Below are 17,775 nucleotides of genomic sequence, written 5' to 3' on the forward strand. Positions count from 1 at the left end.
TCGGGGACGACGCGACCACGGAGGGGTTCGATGCGGGGAGGGGAATGTCGGGATGGGGCGGCAGAGGATTGAGTTCGTTGGCAGGCAGGAGGAGCTGGCCGCGCTCCGGTCGCACAGGCACGGCCGGGCGCTGGTCGTGCTGCGCGGGCAGGCGGGCAGTGGGAGGAGCACTGTGCTCGCCCAGGTGTGCCGGGAACTGACCAGCCACGGAGCCGTGGCACTGGAGGTGTCCGGCACGGCGGAACGCCCGGAGTGGGACCAGTTCGGTGTCCGGGCCATCCTCAACGCGATTCGCGAGCGGTTCGAAGACCTCGGTGACGGCGCGGGGCTCACCGACGCCATGGACACGCTGAGCCAACTGTGCACCGAGGCTGCCTACCGCTCGCCATGGGGCAGGTTTCGCTTGCTGAACGCGCTCAGCATCGTGTTCGCCAAGGCCGGTGCGGATGGCCAGGTCGTGCTGGTGGTCGACGACGCCGACCGGCTGTCCCAGCCGGTCCCTGCGCTGGCGGCGGTGCGCCGGGCTGGGCCTCTCGTGCTGGCGTCTTGTGCTGTGGGCGCCGACGGCGAGTTGGCGGAGCTGTGTGAGTTGGCAGACCAGTTGGTCGAGCTCGGTCCGCTGTCCGGCGAGGAGCTGGCCGGTGTGCTCCGGCAGACCGCGGGCGCGCCGGTCGACGATCTGCTCCGGCATGCCCTGCGAGAAAATCTCGGTCCGCTGTACGGCAATCCGGGGACACTTGTGTCCACAATGGCCGACCTCCGGCGGCGGAGCAGGCTGGTGACGGTGCACGGTCACCTGTGCCTCCGCGATCCCAGGAAACCGATCGCACTGCCCGCCGGGCACCCGCTGCTGCGCGAGGTGGACGCCTGCGGGACGCTCGGCCGTGAACTGGTGCTGCTCGCCGCCGCGGGTGCCGACTTCGGCGTCGACGAGATCCCGATACTCGCGTCCGCCACGGGCCGGTCACAACTCGACTACGGGCGAGCCGTGGACCAGTTGGTCCTCGGCGGCGTCCTTGAGGCCGACGTGGCGGGGCGGCTGACCGTCAGCTGCCCGGCGCTGGGCGCCGCAGTGTCCGAACACGACGGTGACGTGACGAAACTGCACGAGCAGATCGCGACATACCTGCTCGGCACGAGCGTGCGGTCGGGCAGCGGCCCGTCTGTCCTGGCTGGACACATCGCGGCCGCGGGCCGTGCACTGCCGTCCCGGCCCGCTCTGGTCAACCGGCTCCGCGACGACGAACGGCTCGTCCCGCTCGCGGACACCGCTCGCCACGCCGCCCACCGGTATGCCGCGTGGCGGCACGCCGGGGAAGGTGAGCGGCGCCGCCGGATGGCGGCCGACCACGTAAGCCTGTTGATCCATTCGGCCGACTACGCCCAACTCGCCGAGTTCACCGGGGAACTGGCCAAGGGCGTCGCGGAAAGGCCGGAAGAACTGGCTGCCGCGGCCGCGCTGGCTGCGCTCCACCTCGGGCAGCCGGTCACCGGGGCCGTCCGCACCGCGGTCACCGGGCATGGGCGTGTGCCCGCGGCGCTGGAGTTCGCCGACCGGTGGTTCGCCGGTGCCCCGGTCCGGCTCGACGACGTCGAACCGGCTTTCGCACCGCTGCGCCATTGGTCCGCCCTGCCGACGACCGAGTGGCGCACACCGCGCAGACGGGAGCACAGCCTCAACATCGAGCACGCCTTCGCCATGCGTGACCTGGTTGCTGTCTTCGAATCCGTACTCGGCCCGCACTACGGCTCTCCGGTCAGCGGTCCGCTTGCGGTGTACCACCGGGTGCGCACCGCTTACGCGGGAGAGGACTGGGCGGCGGCACTCAGCGCCGCGCGGGAGCTGGAACTTGACCCGTGTGCCGACGAGGTGGCCCGTCAGAGCGCCCGCCTGCACGCCGCGGAAATGTGCCACTGGCGTGGAGAGGATCGCCGGTCGGCGGCCTGGCTGGCTGCGGTGTCCGAAGAGGACTGCGTGTTTCCGGTGTTGCGCAGGTGGGTGGACATCGGGCGGCGCTTTCACGCGGGCGATGTCACGGGGGCGCTGCGAGCGGGCTGGAGTTCCTGCGACAGCGGGCAGTCCCACGACGCCGTGGGCTCGTCGCGTCTGCTGCGCAGGATGGCGGAGATCGCGGTGGATTCCGGGGAACTGCTCCAGGCTCGCCGGATACGGGACGAGGCCGTGCGGAGGTACGCGCGACAGCGGACTCCCGACACGCTCGAGACCATGTTGTACGTCCGGGGGATCGTCGACGCCGACAGTGTGCAGGCGCAGGCCGCCGAACGACTGATCCGCGGCCGGGGCAACCGGTTCGAGTTGTCACTGGTCTGCCAGGCGGTCGGCAGGACCTCAGCCCAGCCGCGGCGGTGGCTGCGGGAGGCGTTCGAAATCGCCAAGGGAATCGGGGCGGCCAGGCTGACGGCGCGGGTCAAGCGGACGATGGAGGATCGTGGCGTCGTGGTCTCGGTGCCGCGAGGACGGCGCGACCAGCTGTCCGAGACGCAGCTGCGGATCATCGAGCTCATCCGGCTCGGCCGGACGAACCGGCAGATCGCGCTCGCCGTGCGGATCAGCGAGAAGACCGTGGAGAAACACCTCACCAGGCTGTTCGCCAAAGCGGGCTGCCGGACGAGGCACGGGCTCGCCACGTCCGGTCTCGGCGGACGGCCGGAATCGCTCGGCGCGTGACGCCCGGGTGCGGCCGGGGAGTACAGAGGAGTGGAGACGTGAGCAGGAACGTTATAGCGGTCACCCAGGCACCTGGGCTGGGCCATCGCACCATCGGTGACGCCGTCGACCGCGCTGGAGAAGGTGCGGTGATCGTGGTGGGGCCCGGGCGCTACACCGAGAATCTCGTGCTCACCAAACCGGTGACGATCACGGCGGAGAACGGGCCGGGAACGGTGTGGCTGGTCGCTCCGACCGGAGTCACGGTGACGCTCCAGTCGGACTCGGCCGCGCTGTCCGGTCTCACCGTCGTGGCCGCCGACTCCGACAACCCGGCCGTCCTCGTCGTACGCGGACAGCTCAGCGTCACCGAGTGCACCGTCGAGGCATCGAGTTGGGCGTCGGTGTTCGTGCGAGACCAGGGCACGCTGCTCATGCGTGCCAGCCAGGTCCGTAACAGCGTCGGCGCCGGTGTCGTGGTCACGTCACCGGAGGGCGGGATGCTCGACGACTGCACACTGGACGACCTCGGCACGTCGGCCGTGGTGGTGGCCGAACAGGGCGCGTTCGTCGTTCGCTCCTGTGCCATGCGGACCGCCGCGGGCAACGGCATCTGCCTCAACGGTCAGGGAAGGCTCACCGCCGAGGACACGGTGGTGTCGGGCACCGGCAAACCCGCTGTCGCGGTGGAACAACAGGCCGCGCTGACCGCGACCAGGCTCAAGGTGACCGGCGCTGCCGCGATCGGCTTCTACCTGGCGACTTCCCAGCCGCCGACGTTGGAGGACTGCGCGGTCGACGGCGCGGGCGCGGAAGGGATATTCGTCGGCGTGGGCTGTGCTCCCCTGCTGCGCGGGTGCAGGGTGACCAGGACACGCGGGCGTGGGCTGCACTTCGCCGGGAGGGCGTCCGGTTCGGTGACCGACTGCGAGGTGTCCGATGTGGATGGTGTCGGGATCGGTGTGACGGAGCGGAGCCTGCCTGAGTTCGACCGGATCACCGTCACCGGGTGCACGGCGTCCGGGGTGCGGGTCGACCACGGTTCAGATCCGTTCTTCCGGCGGCTGCGCGTGCGTGGCTGCGACGGCGCGGCCATCGAGGTGGACGGTGCGAGAGGCAGGCTGGAGCACGTCGAGATCGACGGTGGCAGCGGCGTCGGTCTACTGGTGACCGGTGCGGCGCGGCCGTCGATCAGCGGGCTGAGCGCACGTGATCTCGCCGACGCCGGGGTACGGGTGGTCGGTGCGGCTTTGGCGCTGTCCGACAGCGCGATCGACGGCTCGGGCGCGGACGGTGTGCACGCGGGCGCAGGAGCGGACCTGTCGCTGACGAGGTGCCGTGTGCGGAGCAGCACGGGCTCGGGCTGTACCTTCGCCGAGGGCTCGTCCGGGAACGTGGTCGAATCCGAGTTCTCCGGCGGCTCGGCCGACGGGATCCGGCTGGAGACCGAGGAAGCCGTGACGGTGAAGGGATGCACGGTCCGGGACAACCACGGCAGCGGCGTGCGGCAGATCCGGCCGAGCGGTGCGATCGAGGTGGTGGACCTGATCAGCGCGGGCAACCTGACTCCGGACGCGTACGGCACCGCGGCGACCGCCGACACCGCCCCCCATGCCGCCGCCGTGACGGCCGAGCGGGCGAAGCCGGCGCGGGGATCCGACCCGTTGGAGGAACTGCACTCGCTCGTCGGCCTCGCCGGCGTGAAGAGCGAGGTGACGTCCCTGGTCAACCTGAACAAGATGGCCAAGCGCCGGATGGACGCCGGGCTGTCGGCCCCGCCGATGGCACGACACCTCGTCTTCGCCGGAGCCCCCGGTACCGGCAAGACCACCATCGCCCGGCTCTACGGCCAGATCCTGGCGCAGCTCGGCGTCCTGCGCCAGGGACACCTCGTCGAGGTGGCCAGGGCCGACCTGGTCGCCCAGATCATCGGCGGCACCGCGATCAAGACCACGGAGGCGTTCACCACCGCGCTCGGCGGGGTGTTCTTCGTCGACGAGGCGTACACCCTCAGCAGCGGCGGTGGCGGCACCGGTCCGGACTTCGGCCGGGAGGCGATCGACACGCTGGTCAAGCTGATGGAGGACCACCGCGACGACGTGGTCGTGATCGCGGCGGGCTACTCCAAGGAGATGTCGCAGTTCCTCGAGGCCAACCCGGGAATGGAGTCCCGGTTCAGCCGCACCATCGAGTTCGCCAACTACACGGCGGATGAGCTGGTGACGATCGTGCGGGCGCAGTGTTCCAGGCACGACTACCGGCTCACCGAAGGAGCCGGTGATGCGCTGCTGACGTACTTCGAGGAGATCCCGAAGGACGGCACGTTCGGCAACGGCCGCACCGCGCGGCGGGTGTTCGAGCGGATGACCGACCGGCAGGCATCCCGGCTGGCGGCCATGCCTGCTGCCGACGCGGCGGACCTCACGCTGCTGACTGAGGAAGATCTGCCTCTATCCGGGTGACAGGCCACGTCGGCGCCCGCTTCCGCCAAGCGGGCGCCGACCTTCCGACCTGACCGCCAGCTACGTGGGAGTGACGATGCGACAGCGACATCCGGATCTGGACACGGTGGTCGTCGAGCGGCACGAGTCGCACGAGCGGCACCTGCTGATCCGGCATCGCGACGAGACCGGGTTCGACCACGGGCTGCTCGGCGCGGCACCGCTCGGGCCGAGGGAGCTTCTGGTGCTGGCTTCCCCTGGCGCGCACCAGGTGCGGTCACTCGTGACCGTTCTGCCGGAACTGCTGCGATCCACACCGGACTTCGCCGGGCAGATCGAGTCGGTCTGGCTCGGTATCGGCAGTCTCGCCGCCGACACCGAGGTCGCGCAACGGCTGGCCAAGGAACTGGACGTCGAGGTCGTCGCTCCTGATGCCGGTGTCGCGGCCATGCCGGGGGCGGCGTTGTACGCCGGCCACGCCGCGGGCGGAACCGGCTGGCACCGGTTCCGGCCGGACCGGGCCGCCGAGTTCCACGGCGCTCGCTTTCCGCTACCGGCCTGGGAATCCTGGCTGCCCGCCGAGCCGGTGGAGCGGGATGGTGTCGTGGCCGTGCCCGCACCGTGCGGCTTGGTGGTCGGTGACAGCCGGGCCGGTGTACCGCGACGCGGCGACATCGCGTTCGGCGTCCCGGTGAACCAGCGGTTCCCCAAGATCGTCGTCAGCGGCAGTGATCCCGTTCCTCCGGCTGCCGGCGTCGCGGCCCTGCTCAGGACCATGCCGGACCAGCCGGTCATGATCGTGCCCGCGACGCCACAGGCCGCCTCGCACATCTGGCAGGTCGAACTCGCGCTACGGCTCGGGCGGGACGTCGTGTTCAGCGCCGGCATGCAGATCGGACTGCGGACCGGAGCGTCGTCGACGGTCGTGCCGGATACCGGCGGGAAGCAGAACTTCCGGCCGTTCCCCATCGTGCTCCGCCAACCCGCACACGGCGGTGGTCAGCAGGTCGTCGGCGTCGCCCCGGCTCCAGCAGGCTGGGTACGCGACGGGAAGTGCTCCTACCGGGCCGGTGACGTGGTCGCCGACATCGTGCCGTCCGGTCTGGTGCTGCGGTCCGTGGACAGCGACGCCGCCGATCCGACAGCCGAGGCCGCCCCGTTCGACCCCGACTGCTGGCACCTGACGCTGGGCACTTCCGGACACGTCGTCGGGCTGCCTGTGCTCACCGCCGCGGAGAACCTGCTGGCGGCCCTCCCGCCCGACCGACTCGCGGCCGTCCGGGTGCGGCTCGCGGGCACTCTCGACAAGGGCGCCGAGCGAGCACTCAACCGCTGGCCTGCCGGTCACGAGCAGGAACCGGCCACGCCGTCGCGGCCTGAACGTCCGGACACCAGGCCGGGCGGGTCGAGTCTGTCGGCAAGGCTGGACGGTCTGCGAGGACCGGAGCGGCCGCCCGCCGTGCCGCCGGTGATGACCACGTCGGCCGCGCCAGTGTCCACTGTGTCCGGCCCACCTGACTCGCCTGGTCCCTGCGGCCCCCGGGTGACGGTTCGGCAGCCGGACCGGCCCGCCGAGGTGCCGGAGATGGGCCGGGGAAAGCCGGAGGCGGTGAGCGTCCAACGGGAGGCCGAACCCGCGACGCCACCGAGCGGTGGGCACTCCGGCGCTGTCCCGCTCCCGGCGGCGAAGGCACTGGTGGTGCCGGGCAGAGCGAGTACTGCCGCTGAACAGGCGCGGTTCACCGCGGCCGCCGGGGATGCGTTTTCCGAGGCGCTGGCCACCGTCAACGCGGCCATGGCCACCTGGCCGTCCATGCGTGTGGACGAGTCGCCTGGCGCGAAAGCCGACTATGTCGCCGTTTGCCTTTACCTCGGCCGGGGTGACGGCGGTGCGTACGCGCTCAACGGCGCGTTGCGCAACGGGCAGGCTGGTCTGCTGGACGGTCAGGTTCCGTGTCTGATGTCGGGGATCCGGCGGTTGCCGACGCATCGGCGAGCCGTGCTGCGGCAGGGAAAAGTCAACGAGTCCTTCGAACACGGCAGTACCCCGGGGACTGTGCTCACGGAGCCGGGTTTTCTCGCCGCCAGTATGGATTTGGATGTGATGATGCCCGGTGCCGACCTCGATGTGCTGATCTGGCCGAGTTCGGCCCGCCGGACCTCGGAGTTGATGCTCAGCCGACCGGTGGACGAGGCGGTGTTCGTCGCGGGTGCCCGGTTCAAGGCCCTGGCTGTGCGGACAGCCGTGGAGGTCGACGAGGAGGGACAGGAGCAGGACGACGGTGCGCCGGTCGCGCCGAAAGTCGCCGTCCTGTTCCGTGAGCTGGCCCCGGGTGAGGTGCCGAGCACCACCGAACTCGACGAACGCGACCTCGCCGTGCTGGCGAAACTCGACGGCGTTCTGACTCGGCGGCAGAAGGGGGAGTTGCGGCTCGTCGAGGACCCCGCCGCGATCGCCCGGCTCACCACATCGCTGGTGCTGTGGCAGGACGACTCGGCGGGCGCGGGCCGGACCGCGGTGGCGTCGTGAAGCGGCTGTGTGCCTGCGTCGTGGTGGCAGGGATTCTCGGCGTCGTGGCGAGTCCACCCGCGCATGCGCGACAACCGTCGTCGTCATCGCCGAGCCAGGCGACATCGACGGCGAACCAACCGAAGGTGGAGTGCCTGCCACCGCCGCAAACTACCGACAGGTCTGTGCCCTGGGCGCAGCGGCAGTTGGTGCCGGAACGGATCTGGCCGTTGACGGACGGGTCGGGCATCACGGTCGCGGTGGTCGACACCGGTGTCGACGGGAACGTGCCGCAACTGCGGGGCGGCAAGGTGCTGGCGGGCGTCGACACGACCAAGCCCGGCAAGGCACCGGCCAACACCGACTGCTTCGGGCACGGCACGTTCGTGGCGGGCATCATCGCCGCGTCGCCCACGGCCGGGACGGGTTACGCCGGAGTCGCGCCGGGTGTGCGGATCCTGCCGATCCGCTGTGCGACCACGGACGCGCCGAACCAGCCCGGCACGTTGACTCCGGCGGGAATGGCGCTGGGGATCCGGGCGGCTGTCGACGGAGGTGCGCGCGTCGTCAACGTGTCGGCCAGCACGACCGAGCAGAACCGGGAACTCGCCGAAGCCGTGGCCTACGCGGACAGCAAGGACGTCGTCGTCGTGGCGTCGGCCGCGAACAGTGCGAAGAACGGCGATCCGGTGACGTACCCGGCCGCCTACGGCTCGGTGATCGCGGTCGGCGCGGTGGACGAGTCGGGTCAGCGCGCGGACTTCTCCCAGACTGGTCCGTTCGTGTCGCTGGTGGCGCCGGGTGTCGACGTGCTCGGGCTCGGGCCGGGTGGTCCAGGGCACTGGAAAGGCAGTGGCACGAGCTATTCGGCCCCGTTCGTGACCGGGACGGCCGCGCTGGTACGCGCCTACCACCCGCGGCTGACGGCCGCGCAGGTCAAGCACCGCTTGCTGACCACGGCCAACCATCCCGCCGTACCGCTGCCCGATCCGGGACTCGGTTGGGGCACGGTGAATCCGATGGCGGCGGTGACCACCGTGTTGCCCGAGGAGGGTGCGGCGTCGCTTGTCACCGTCGACCCGCCGGACGCCAGTCGCGTGGAAGTCCTCCCGGCGGACGAACTCGGCCCGGCCCTCGCGGTGGGCGGAGTGTTCGGCGGCCTGTGCGTCCTTGCGACCCTTGCGCTGCTGATCCGCCTGTACAGCGCCAGCCGCAAGCGTCGCTGGAGTCCTGCCCGGGTGGTCGAGATCTCCGTGCCGACGAACGACACACCAGGACAGTGAACGGATCCCACGGCCGGTTGTGAGCGGTGCGTTACCGCTCACAACCGGCCGTTTCTCAGTCCCTGTCGGGCTTCTCCACGCCTTCGACCAGCGGTGTCTGCACCAGCCGGACCGCACGGCGGCGGTTGACGAACTGGCCGCGGCCGGGCGGGAGCACGCGCGGCTTCAGGTTGCCGAGGAACGAACCCTCCGTCTTCGGGCAGGACAACAGCAGCGCCGGTGTGCCCAGCTCCCACATCCGCCGGATCGCGGCGTTCGACATCGACCGGCTCGCGCTCGACGTGCTGCGCGCGATGATGATGTGCACGCCGATGTCCGCCGCCTGCGGGAGCAACGGGACCAGGGGATCCAGCGGGCCGCTGCCGGAGGCCTCGGTCAGCTCGAAGTCGTCGATGATGACGTAGAGCCGCCCGCCCTGCCACCAGTCCCGTTTGGGCAGTCGGCTCGGGGCGATCTCCGGGCCGGGGACGCGCTCCTTGAGCACTCCCGCCGCGCCCGCGATCGTGTTCGCCAGCGCCTCCGTGCCGACCGCGTACTCGAGCTGGTGGCTCGTCGGGATGGAGTCGTGCAGTTCGCGGCGGAAGTCGCCGAACACCACCCTGGCCTCGTCCGACGTGTGGTGTGCGGCAACGGCCTTGGCGATGTGCCGCAACAGGTTGGTCTTGCCGGTCTCGGCGTCGCCGTAGATCAGCAGGTGCGGGCTCGTGTCGAAGTCGTGCCACAACGGTGCCAGTTCGACGTCGTCGATGCCGAGCGACACCCGCATCTCCGCGGTGGGACCGGGCGATGTCGGGCCGGGAAGTTCCCTGACCGTCAGCATGTGCGGCAGCAGCCGGACCTTCGGCGCGGCCGGTGCGGTCGGCAACGCCAGCGCCTCGGCCAGCTCCACCGTCGCGTCGGCGAGGTCCTCGGTCTCTGGCTGACCGTCGATCCGGGGCAGTGCGGCGAGGAAGTGCAGCCGGTCGGGGGTGATGCCGCGGCCGGGGATCGCGGGCACGGTCGCGGCGAACCGGCTGTTGATCTCCGAGTCGGTGGGATCGCCCAGCTTGAGCTCGAACCGCGTGCCCAGCACGTCACGCAGCCACGGCCGCATCTCCGACCAGCGGCTGGACGCGACGACGAGGTGGATGCCGAAGCTCAGCCCGCGCGCGGCGAGCTCGGTGAACTTCTCCTCCACGTCCTCGAAGTCCTGCCGGATCGTGTACCAGCCGTCGACCACCAGGAACACGTCGCCGTACGGGTCGATGTCGGTGTACCGGCCCTCCCTGCGGGCCCGCCGGTACGTGGCCATCGAGTCGATGTTGTGCTCGGCGAAGATCGCCTCGCGGCGGGTCATGATGTTGGTGACCTCCAACACGGTCCGGGTGACGCGGTCCCGGTCGAGCCGGTTGGCGACACTGCCGACGTGCGGCAGTTTCGCCAGCGCCGTGAGCGTTCCGCCGAAGTCGAGACAGTAGAACTGGACCTCCGCGGCGGTGTGGGTCAACGCCAGGCTCGCCATCAGGGCCCGCAGCATGGTGCTCTTGCCGCTCTGCGGCCCGCCGACGATCGCCGCGTTTCCCTTGCTGCCGGACAGGTCCGCGACGAGCAGTTCGCGTTTCTGCTGTGCGGGCAGGTCGATCAGGCCCACCGGCACGGTCAGGGTGCCGGTCTGCAGCTCGCCGACCGGGCGCGGACCGAGTTCCGCGTGGTCCACCAACGGCGGCAGCAGCTGGTCGAGCGTCGCCGACTGTTTGAGCGGTGGCAGCCATACCTGGTGCGCCCGCGGGCCGATGTCGCGCATCCGCTGAATCAGCACGTCGAGCACGGTGTCCGTGCTGGACTCGTCGTCCTCCGGCGCCGGTTCGTCCACCGGCTCGGGCGAGGCGGGCGGCTCGATGTACTGCATGCCGAACGGCACGATGTGCTGTTCGACCGACTCGGCCCCGGTGCCGCGGCGCTTGGGGCGGTAGGGCGATGAGGAATACGCGCCCTTGAACCGGACGAGCGTCTGGGTGTCCGGGCGCAGATACCCGTTACCGGGGCTGTTGGGCAGTTCGTACGCGTCCGGCACGCCGATGACGCTGCGGCTTTCCATCGCGGAGAACGTGCGCAGGCCGATCCGGTACGACAGGTGCGTCTCGACCTTGTGGATCCGGCCTTCGTCCAACCGCTGGGACGCCAGCAGCAGGTGCACGCCGAGGCTGCGGCCCAGCCTGCCGATCATGGCGAACACGTCGATGAACTCCGGCTTGCTCGACAGCATCTCGCTGAACTCGTCGACCACGATGAACAGCGCGGGCATCGGCTCCAGCGGCACACCTTGCGCCCGCGCGGCTTCGTAGTCCCGGCGTGACGCGTAGTTGCCCGCCGCGCGGAGGTATTCCTGGCGGCGGTTGAGCTCACCGGTCAGCGCGTCCTGCATCCGGTCGACCAGTTCGAGTTCCTCGGCCAGATTGGTGATCACCGCCGAGGTGTGCGGCAGCTGGTCGAAGCCGAGGAACGCCGCGCCGCCCTTGAAGTCGACCAGAACGAAGTTCAGGTCCTCCGACGAGTGCGTCACGGCCAGGGCGAGCACGAGCGTGCGGAGCAGTTCGCTCTTGCCGGACCCGGTGGCGCCGACGCACAGCCCGTGCGGGCCCATCCCGTCCTCCGCGGCCTCCTTGATGTCCAGCTCCATCGGCGTGCCGTTGGTGGCGATCCCGATCGGCACCCGCAGCCGCCGCTTGGCGGTCATCCGTTCCCTGCGGTACTTCACCGGTTCGAAGTGGACGACGTCACCGAGACCGAGCAGCCCGGCCAGGTCGTAGTCGACGGCCAGCGGCTCCTCGTCCTCGTTCACCTCGCCGATCCGGTACCGGGCCATCGTGCGCGCCAACGCGGCGGCGGCGGTCTCACTCAGCGCGTCCGGCGTGCAGAGCGGTTTGGACGTCTGCCTGCCGAGCCGGTCGAAGTTCACCGTGCTGGCCTCGCCCTGCGCCACTTCGAGGAACAGCACGCCCGGCCGCTGGTGCCACGGCAGGCTGCCGGAGACGTCGAGCACCACCGCGTTGCGATAGCCTTCGTCGGCCGCCCGGTGGTCTCCGGGTATCTGGACCCCGTCGAGGATGAGCACCACGTACGGCTCCGACGAGGTGACCGGGGTGTCGGCCTCGAACCGGGGCCGCCCGGTGAACGACGGCCCGCCGAGCAGCGACTCCGCCTCGGTGATGGTCGCCGCGGCCAGCCGTCGTGCGCCCGCGGCGTCCCGGCTCTCCGGATCCTGGTTGTGCGGCAGCCATTTCAGCCAGTCCCAGCGGGCCATCCGCTCCTCGCTCGCGCACAGCGCGATCCGGACGTCGCCCGGGGCGTGCGCGGTGGCGAGCTGGCCGAGGACCGCGCGGGCCAGGCCGAGCACCGCCTCGTCCTCGCCGCTGAACTGGATCTGCCCGAAACCCCGCAGGTACACCGCGATCGGCGCGTTGGGCAGCGTGGAGTACGCCCGCAGGAAGCGGCGCAACGCGTGCGCCGCCAGCGGCTCCAGGTCCTCGATCGGCTTGGTGTCGGGCGGGAGCAGCTTGAGCGTCGACCGCTGCGTGCCGACGCCGATCCGGACTTCACCGAAGTCGTCCTGCGCGGGACGCCGCTCCCACAACCGGTAGCCCAGCGCCATCGACCACAGCGCACGCGGGTCGGGGTGGATCCAGCGGCCCGCGCGTTGCTGGGCGGCAAGGGATTTGCGGACCTGTCTGCGCAACTGGGTGAGATAGCGGATGTAGTCACGCCGGTGCCCGTGCAGTTTCTGCTTGTGCGTCACCGAGTTGCGAAAGAGCTGGACGACGAGCATGCCGACGACCGACAGCAGCATCATCCCGCCACCGATGTAGGACATCAGCCCGGAACCGGGCCGGACGAACATCATCACCATCGCGATCGAGCCGAGGCCCATCGGGGCGTACATCAGCACGGAGCTGATCCCGCCGCCGGTGTCCTCCGGGACCGCCGGTGGTTCCTGGATCTCGATCTCGTCGCCCGGTGCGGCCGGTTTCGGCCGTCGTGCCCGGCGCGCGAACAGCACCGTGCTCACACTTGCTCTCCCTCGGTGAGTGGACTTCCCCATTTTGGCCGCGACAGCGCCCCGAGCCACGGGCACAGCCGTCCCGCGGACCTAGGCTCCGGCAGTGGTTCACGGTCTGTCATCCCTGGCAGGAAGGACCTTGACACCGGATGGAAGAGCAAACACAGCATCGCACAACGAGCTCGGCGAGGCTACGGTTCGTTCTGGGAAAGAAGGCCACCGACGTGGCGCTGCCCACCCAGGCCACGCTGATCGACCTGTTGCCCGCGGTGTTGCCGCAGTTCGGCGCCGAATGGATCGAACAGGGCGCCGACCACGAGGGCTGGGTCGTCCAGCGGATCGGTGAGCCGCCGCTGGACGAGGACAGGACCCTCGCCGAGCTCAACCTGCTCGACGGCGAGACCGTCTACCTGAGACCTCGGGCCGACCAGCTCGCGGCGATCGACTACGACGACCTGGTCGACGGTGTCGGCGAGCAGGTCAGGGATCACTCGGGCGCGTGGCGGCCCGCACACACGCGCTGGATGTTCCGCGTGGGCGCGGCTGTCGCCCTGTTGCTGGGACTGTGGCTGGTTCCGGGCACCGGATCCGTGCTGGTGCAGGCTTTCATGGCTTTGTGCATCGCGTTGTTGCTGGTGGGCGGGAGCGCTCTCGTCGCGCGAGGCGTGGCGGATCCCGCTGCGGCGACGATCATGGCCATCGCCGCGGCCAGTTACGGCGCGCTGGGCGGTGTGCTGCTTGTGCGTGCGCTGGATCCCATCGCCATCATGCCGGTTCACGCGACCGTCGCACTCGCCGTCGCGCTCCTGCTGTTGTGCGTCGGGGTGTTCGTGGTCGCCGATGCGGCGTTGGTGTTCACCGGGGCCATCATGTTCACGGCGGTGCTGGCCATCGCCGGGCTCATCGCTTCGGTCGCGTCGGTGACGGTCTCGCAGGCGGTGGGAATCGGCTTGTCGGTGTCGCTGGTCATCGGGGTCTACGTGCCCGCGACGGCGTTCCGGCTGTCCGGACTCACCCTGCCGATGCTGCCGACCGGCGCGGACGAGCTCAGCGAGGACATAGATCCGGTGCCGGCCAAGCTCGTGGTGGAGCGGGGCACGGCGACCGCGGGCTACTCGACGGCATTGCACGTCGGCCTCGGCGCGGCACTGACGGTGATGCTGCCGATGCTGATCGCCGGAGGTGACAGCTGGGCGAGGGCGTTGTCGCTCGTCATCGCGTTCCTGCTGTTGCTGCGGACGCGGCATCCGAGCGGGGCAGTGCAGCGGTGGGCGATCATGGTGCCCGCGGCCGTCACGGTCGTGGAGAACCTGCGGCAGATCGCCGCCGGGCAGGGCGAGCTCGGCAGGCTGCTCGCGACATGCGCGCCGCTGTTCGCCCTGGGGCTGGTCATGCTGCTGTTCAGCAGGCTCCTGCCGGGACAGCGGTTCCGGCCGTACTGGGGTCGTGCGGTGGAGATCCTGGAGACGCTGACCGCCGTCGCCGTCATCCCGATCCTGTTGCAGGTTCTGGGCGTCTACGCCTGGATGCGGGGGCTGGCGGGCTGATGCAGTCCAAACGGGACCAGGTGCAGGCGTACTTCTTCGTGGTCGGGCGGCTCGTGTCCGCCGTCGTGCACGGCAGGCCGGACGTGCTCCAGCAACCGAACAAGCGGCTGAACACGGGCACGTTCATCGGGGTGATCGTCGGGGCCGTGCTGATGGGGATCTTCGGGATCTACGGTGTGTTCGTCCCCGGCGGCAACACCACCTGGCGCCAGCCGGGAGCGATCGTGATGAACGAGACGACCGGTGCGCGTTACGTCTACCTGGACAACCAGCTGCGGCCGGTGCTCAACTACTCGTCGGCGAGGCTGGTCGGCGGGAAGTCGGGCAACGGCCAGGTCTTCTCGGTGTCGCAGAAGTCGCTGACCGGGACGCCGGTCGGGCAGCCGATCGGCATCGCGGGCGCCCCGGACGCGTTGCCCCCGGCCGCCGGGCTCGACTCGGGCGCGTGGACGGTGTGCGCCCAGTCGCCTGGCACCGGGCCGCCTGCCACGGGACCGACAGTCGCGCTCCTGCTCGGGCAACCTGTCGACCGCGCCCTGACCGAGCAGCAGGCGCTGCTGGTGGAAAGCCCAGGGCAACCGACCTATTTGGTGTGGCGGGGAAAACGCCACCGGATACCGAGCCGGAGCGAGGCCGAGGCGTTGGGCTACGGCGGCGTCGACCCGATGACGGTCACCGCGGCCTGGCTGAACCCGTTGGCACAAGGACGGGACATCGCGGTGCCGAGGACGCCGGGTCTCGGGCAGCCGGGGCCGGTGATCGACGGTCGCCGCAGCACGATCGGCCAGATCTACGAGATCCGCAACCCGGCGATCAACACGGACCAGCTCTACCTGGTCCGCAGCGACGGGGTCGCGCCGCTGAGCCGGACCAGCGCGGCGTTGCTGCTGGCCGCGGAGTCCACAAAGGCCGCTTACCCGGGCGGCAGGGTGAGCACCGTCGAGGCAGGACCGAACGCGCTGGCCGGTGTGCCGTACTCCCACAGCGGTCCCGATCTCGCCGCGGGACTCCCGCCGGAGCCGCCGCGGATCGCCAACCCGGCCCCGGACGCCATGGCGTGCGCGAGCTTCCCACCGCCCGGAAAGGGCGACTCGAATGTCGTGATCGGACACCTCTCGGCCACGGCAGGCAACGCGAAGGCCGTACCGCTGGCCACGCACCCGGCGGGAACGACAGCCGACCGGATCTCGGTGCCGGCGGGGAAAGGGGTGCTGGCCAGACAGTTGCCGCTGCCCGGAGCGCTCTTTCTCGTCACCGAGACGGGCACGAAGTACCCGCTGGCCAACTCCGAGGTGGTGGCCGCACTCGGCTACTCGGAGCCAGCCGCCGTGCAGGTGCCCGGCGAACTGCTCGGTCTGTTGCCGTCCGGCCCGGTGCTCAGCGTGGACGCCGCACTGCGGACTCCGGCACCGGGGAGGTGACCGGCCTCCGGCACTCATGAGGGGAGTTCCGCTCATTGGGGCCGATGGGGCGGCAGGCGGAATTCGGCGACGATCCGGAACCTAGCGTGGAAACGTAGCCGGGCTGTTTGGCGGTCGCCAGAACGTGATGCGCAGCAGGAAGTACACCAAGGAGATCAGATGCCCAAGACGACGACAGTGAGTGTCGAGACGTGCAACCAGCAGGCAGCCAGGCACGACGCGATGGCGGATGACATCAGCCAGAAGCTCGACAGTCTCAAGACCGAGGTCCACAACACGATGATGGCCAGCACCAGCGCGGCCACCCGGGCGTTGACCAACACCTGTGACAACTGGGTGGAAGCCGTTCGCAAGACGGTGCTCGACCACATGCGCAAGATGGCCGAGAACATCCGGCGCGAAGCCAGCAACCAGGCGGCGCTCGACGAGGAGAGCATGAACGCGATCACCAGCCTGCCGTTGAGCACCCTCGACTTCCTCGGTGTTCCCAAGAGCTGACCACTGCCAGTTTCCGTTGCGGTTGTCCGAAAGGAAGAGATCATGGTTTCGCGTGACGACACCATCACATACGACTACACGACGCTCGAGTACTGCGTCGAGGAGATGAGGAAGGCGGCCGAGTGGATCGCCCAGCAGACTGACGAGATGCAGCAGTCGGTCAAGAAGGTCATGACGGGCTGGGCCGGTGACACGGCCGACGCTTACGACCGGCTCAGCAACGACCTGGAGAACGATCTCAGGGGCAACGCCAACGACCTCACCACGCTGGAGAAGAAGATGGAGGACGTGATCCAGAGGTTCCAGCTCCAGGACAAGACCAGTGCCAAAAGCTTCGGTGACTACTGACCGCGTGGGGTGCCGGGTCGCTGCGGCGGCTCGGCACACCGCACGTTACGGAGCCGTGAAATGACCACCAAGCTCGACATCGAAGCAATCAAGCAAGCGGCGGTCAGTCTCGGGCGGATCATGGACGACATGTCCGCGTTCGCCCCGTTGCGGGCGCCGTGGCCGACGATCGGCAACTTCGACCTCGCGCGACGGCTGGAGGGAATCGTCGACGATCGCCGTGACGGCGTGGTCGCGCACGCCCACCAGTTGCAGGCGTCGCTCGACGAGATGGGGAAGGTCCTGACGCGGATCGCGACGAGGTTCGAGGCCGTGGACAACAGCAACGCGAAGGAGATCGCGGCGGTCATCCCCGGAGTGCCGGCTCGTCGGCCATCCGCCTGACTGTCGAGGTGTGAGGAGTTGGTGTCGTGTCGCAGACGAAGTACGTCAGTGAGCGCGTGAAGAACGCGGGTATCAATCTGGGCCGGATCCTGGACGACATGAAAGCGTTCACCGAGTTGAAGGCCCATTGGCCGAACGCGGGAAAGTTCCCGCTCGCCCAGTGGCTTGAGCGAATCGTCGACGACCGGCGCAACGCGATCGTCGCGCACGCCGAGCACCTGAAGCTGACGTTCGAGGCGATGGAGGTGACGCTGAAGCGGATCGCCTCGGACTTCGACAACCTCGACGGCGAGAACGCGCAGAAGGTCGTCACCGCGTTGAAGGACATGCAGAGCAAGATCGGTCAGGAGATCACCACTCTCGACCAGAACACGGAGAAGGACCAGACGAACTACACGCCGAGCGGCAAGGGCAACAGTTCCGACGGCGACGGCTACAACGACAACCTCAACGACCCGATCGGCAAACCCGACTCCGGCGGAGGTGGTGGTGGCGGTGGCGGTGGTGGAGGAGGAGGAGGAGAAAAGCCTGACGGAGACGGCAAACAGAGGAAGGAGCTCCATGACATGGGGCAGGACAAGAAGAACAGCGGCGGCGGCATGAAGCAGTGAGACCTGGCCGCCGTGCCGCGGCCGCAGCA

Annotated in this window: 11 protein-coding genes; 10 read left to right on the top strand and 1 reads right to left on the bottom strand. The window is 69.7% G+C overall.

Features of this window, described 5'->3' with window-relative positions:
* The first annotated feature begins 52 nt into the window (after positions 1–52).
* The 4 genes from ALI144C_RS07780 to mycP all read left to right on the top strand — a co-directional run bounded on the left by ALI144C_RS07780 (position 53) and on the right by mycP (position 8,901).
* Complete coding sequence (locus ALI144C_RS07780; RefSeq protein ID WP_076986329.1) at positions 53–2,689, top strand: helix-turn-helix transcriptional regulator; 2,637 nt, start codon at positions 53–55, stop codon at positions 2,687–2,689.
* Between the two features lie 38 nt (positions 2,690–2,727).
* A complete protein-coding gene (locus tag ALI144C_RS07785) occupies positions 2,728–5,130 on the top strand; it encodes a right-handed parallel beta-helix repeat-containing protein (protein ID WP_076986330.1) in 2,403 nt (800 codons plus the stop codon).
* Between the two features lie 76 nt (positions 5,131–5,206).
* Positions 5,207–7,639, top strand: a complete 2,433-nt coding sequence (locus ALI144C_RS07790) for a hypothetical protein (RefSeq protein WP_076986446.1) — start codon at positions 5,207–5,209, stop codon at positions 7,637–7,639.
* A 164-nt stretch (positions 7,640–7,803) separates the two neighbouring features.
* Positions 7,804–8,901 carry a type VII secretion-associated serine protease mycosin gene (gene mycP, locus ALI144C_RS07795; RefSeq protein WP_237774035.1) on the top strand — a complete coding sequence of 366 codons (1,098 nt, stop codon included), beginning with the start codon at positions 7,804–7,806 and terminating at the stop codon, positions 8,899–8,901.
* Between the two features lie 55 nt (positions 8,902–8,956).
* Here the strand turns inward: mycP and eccCa are convergent, their stop codons facing one another.
* Entirely contained in the window at positions 8,957–12,946 is a 3,990-nt protein-coding gene (eccCa, locus tag ALI144C_RS07800) for a type VII secretion protein EccCa (protein WP_076986331.1), read from the bottom strand.
* 140 nt (positions 12,947–13,086) lie between these two features.
* Between eccCa and eccD the strand changes: the two genes are divergently transcribed.
* The 6 genes from eccD (at position 13,087) to ALI144C_RS53055 (ending at position 17,746) form a co-directional block, all read left to right on the top strand.
* Positions 13,087–14,484, top strand: a complete 1,398-nt coding sequence (eccD, locus tag ALI144C_RS07805) for a type VII secretion integral membrane protein EccD (RefSeq protein WP_076986332.1) — start codon at positions 13,087–13,089, stop codon at positions 14,482–14,484.
* Entirely contained in the window at positions 14,484–15,905 is a 1,422-nt protein-coding gene (gene eccB / locus ALI144C_RS07810) for a type VII secretion protein EccB (RefSeq protein ID WP_076986333.1), read from the top strand. The genes eccD and eccB overlap by 1 nt, the downstream gene beginning before the upstream one ends.
* Before the next feature lie 159 nt (positions 15,906–16,064).
* On the top strand, positions 16,065–16,403 hold the full coding sequence (locus ALI144C_RS07815) for a hypothetical protein (RefSeq protein ID WP_076986334.1): 339 nt from the start codon (positions 16,065–16,067) through the stop codon (positions 16,401–16,403).
* A gap of 42 nt (positions 16,404–16,445) precedes the next feature.
* On the top strand, positions 16,446–16,751 hold the full coding sequence (locus tag ALI144C_RS07820; RefSeq protein WP_076986335.1) for a WXG100 family type VII secretion target: 306 nt from the start codon (positions 16,446–16,448) through the stop codon (positions 16,749–16,751).
* Between the two features lie 60 nt (positions 16,752–16,811).
* The gene (locus ALI144C_RS07825) at positions 16,812–17,135 is read left to right on the top strand and encodes a hypothetical protein (RefSeq protein ID WP_076986336.1); all 324 of its coding nucleotides are present in this window, start codon (positions 16,812–16,814) and stop codon (positions 17,133–17,135) included.
* A 26-nt stretch (positions 17,136–17,161) separates the two neighbouring features.
* A complete protein-coding gene (locus ALI144C_RS53055; protein WP_193441162.1) occupies positions 17,162–17,746 on the top strand; it encodes a hypothetical protein in 585 nt (194 codons plus the stop codon).
* The last annotated feature ends 29 nt before the right edge of the window (positions 17,747–17,775 follow it).

This window comes from Actinosynnema sp. ALI-1.44 (assembly GCF_001984155.1).
In the GTDB taxonomy this organism is placed as follows: Bacteria; Actinomycetota; Actinomycetes; order Mycobacteriales; family Pseudonocardiaceae; genus Kibdelosporangium.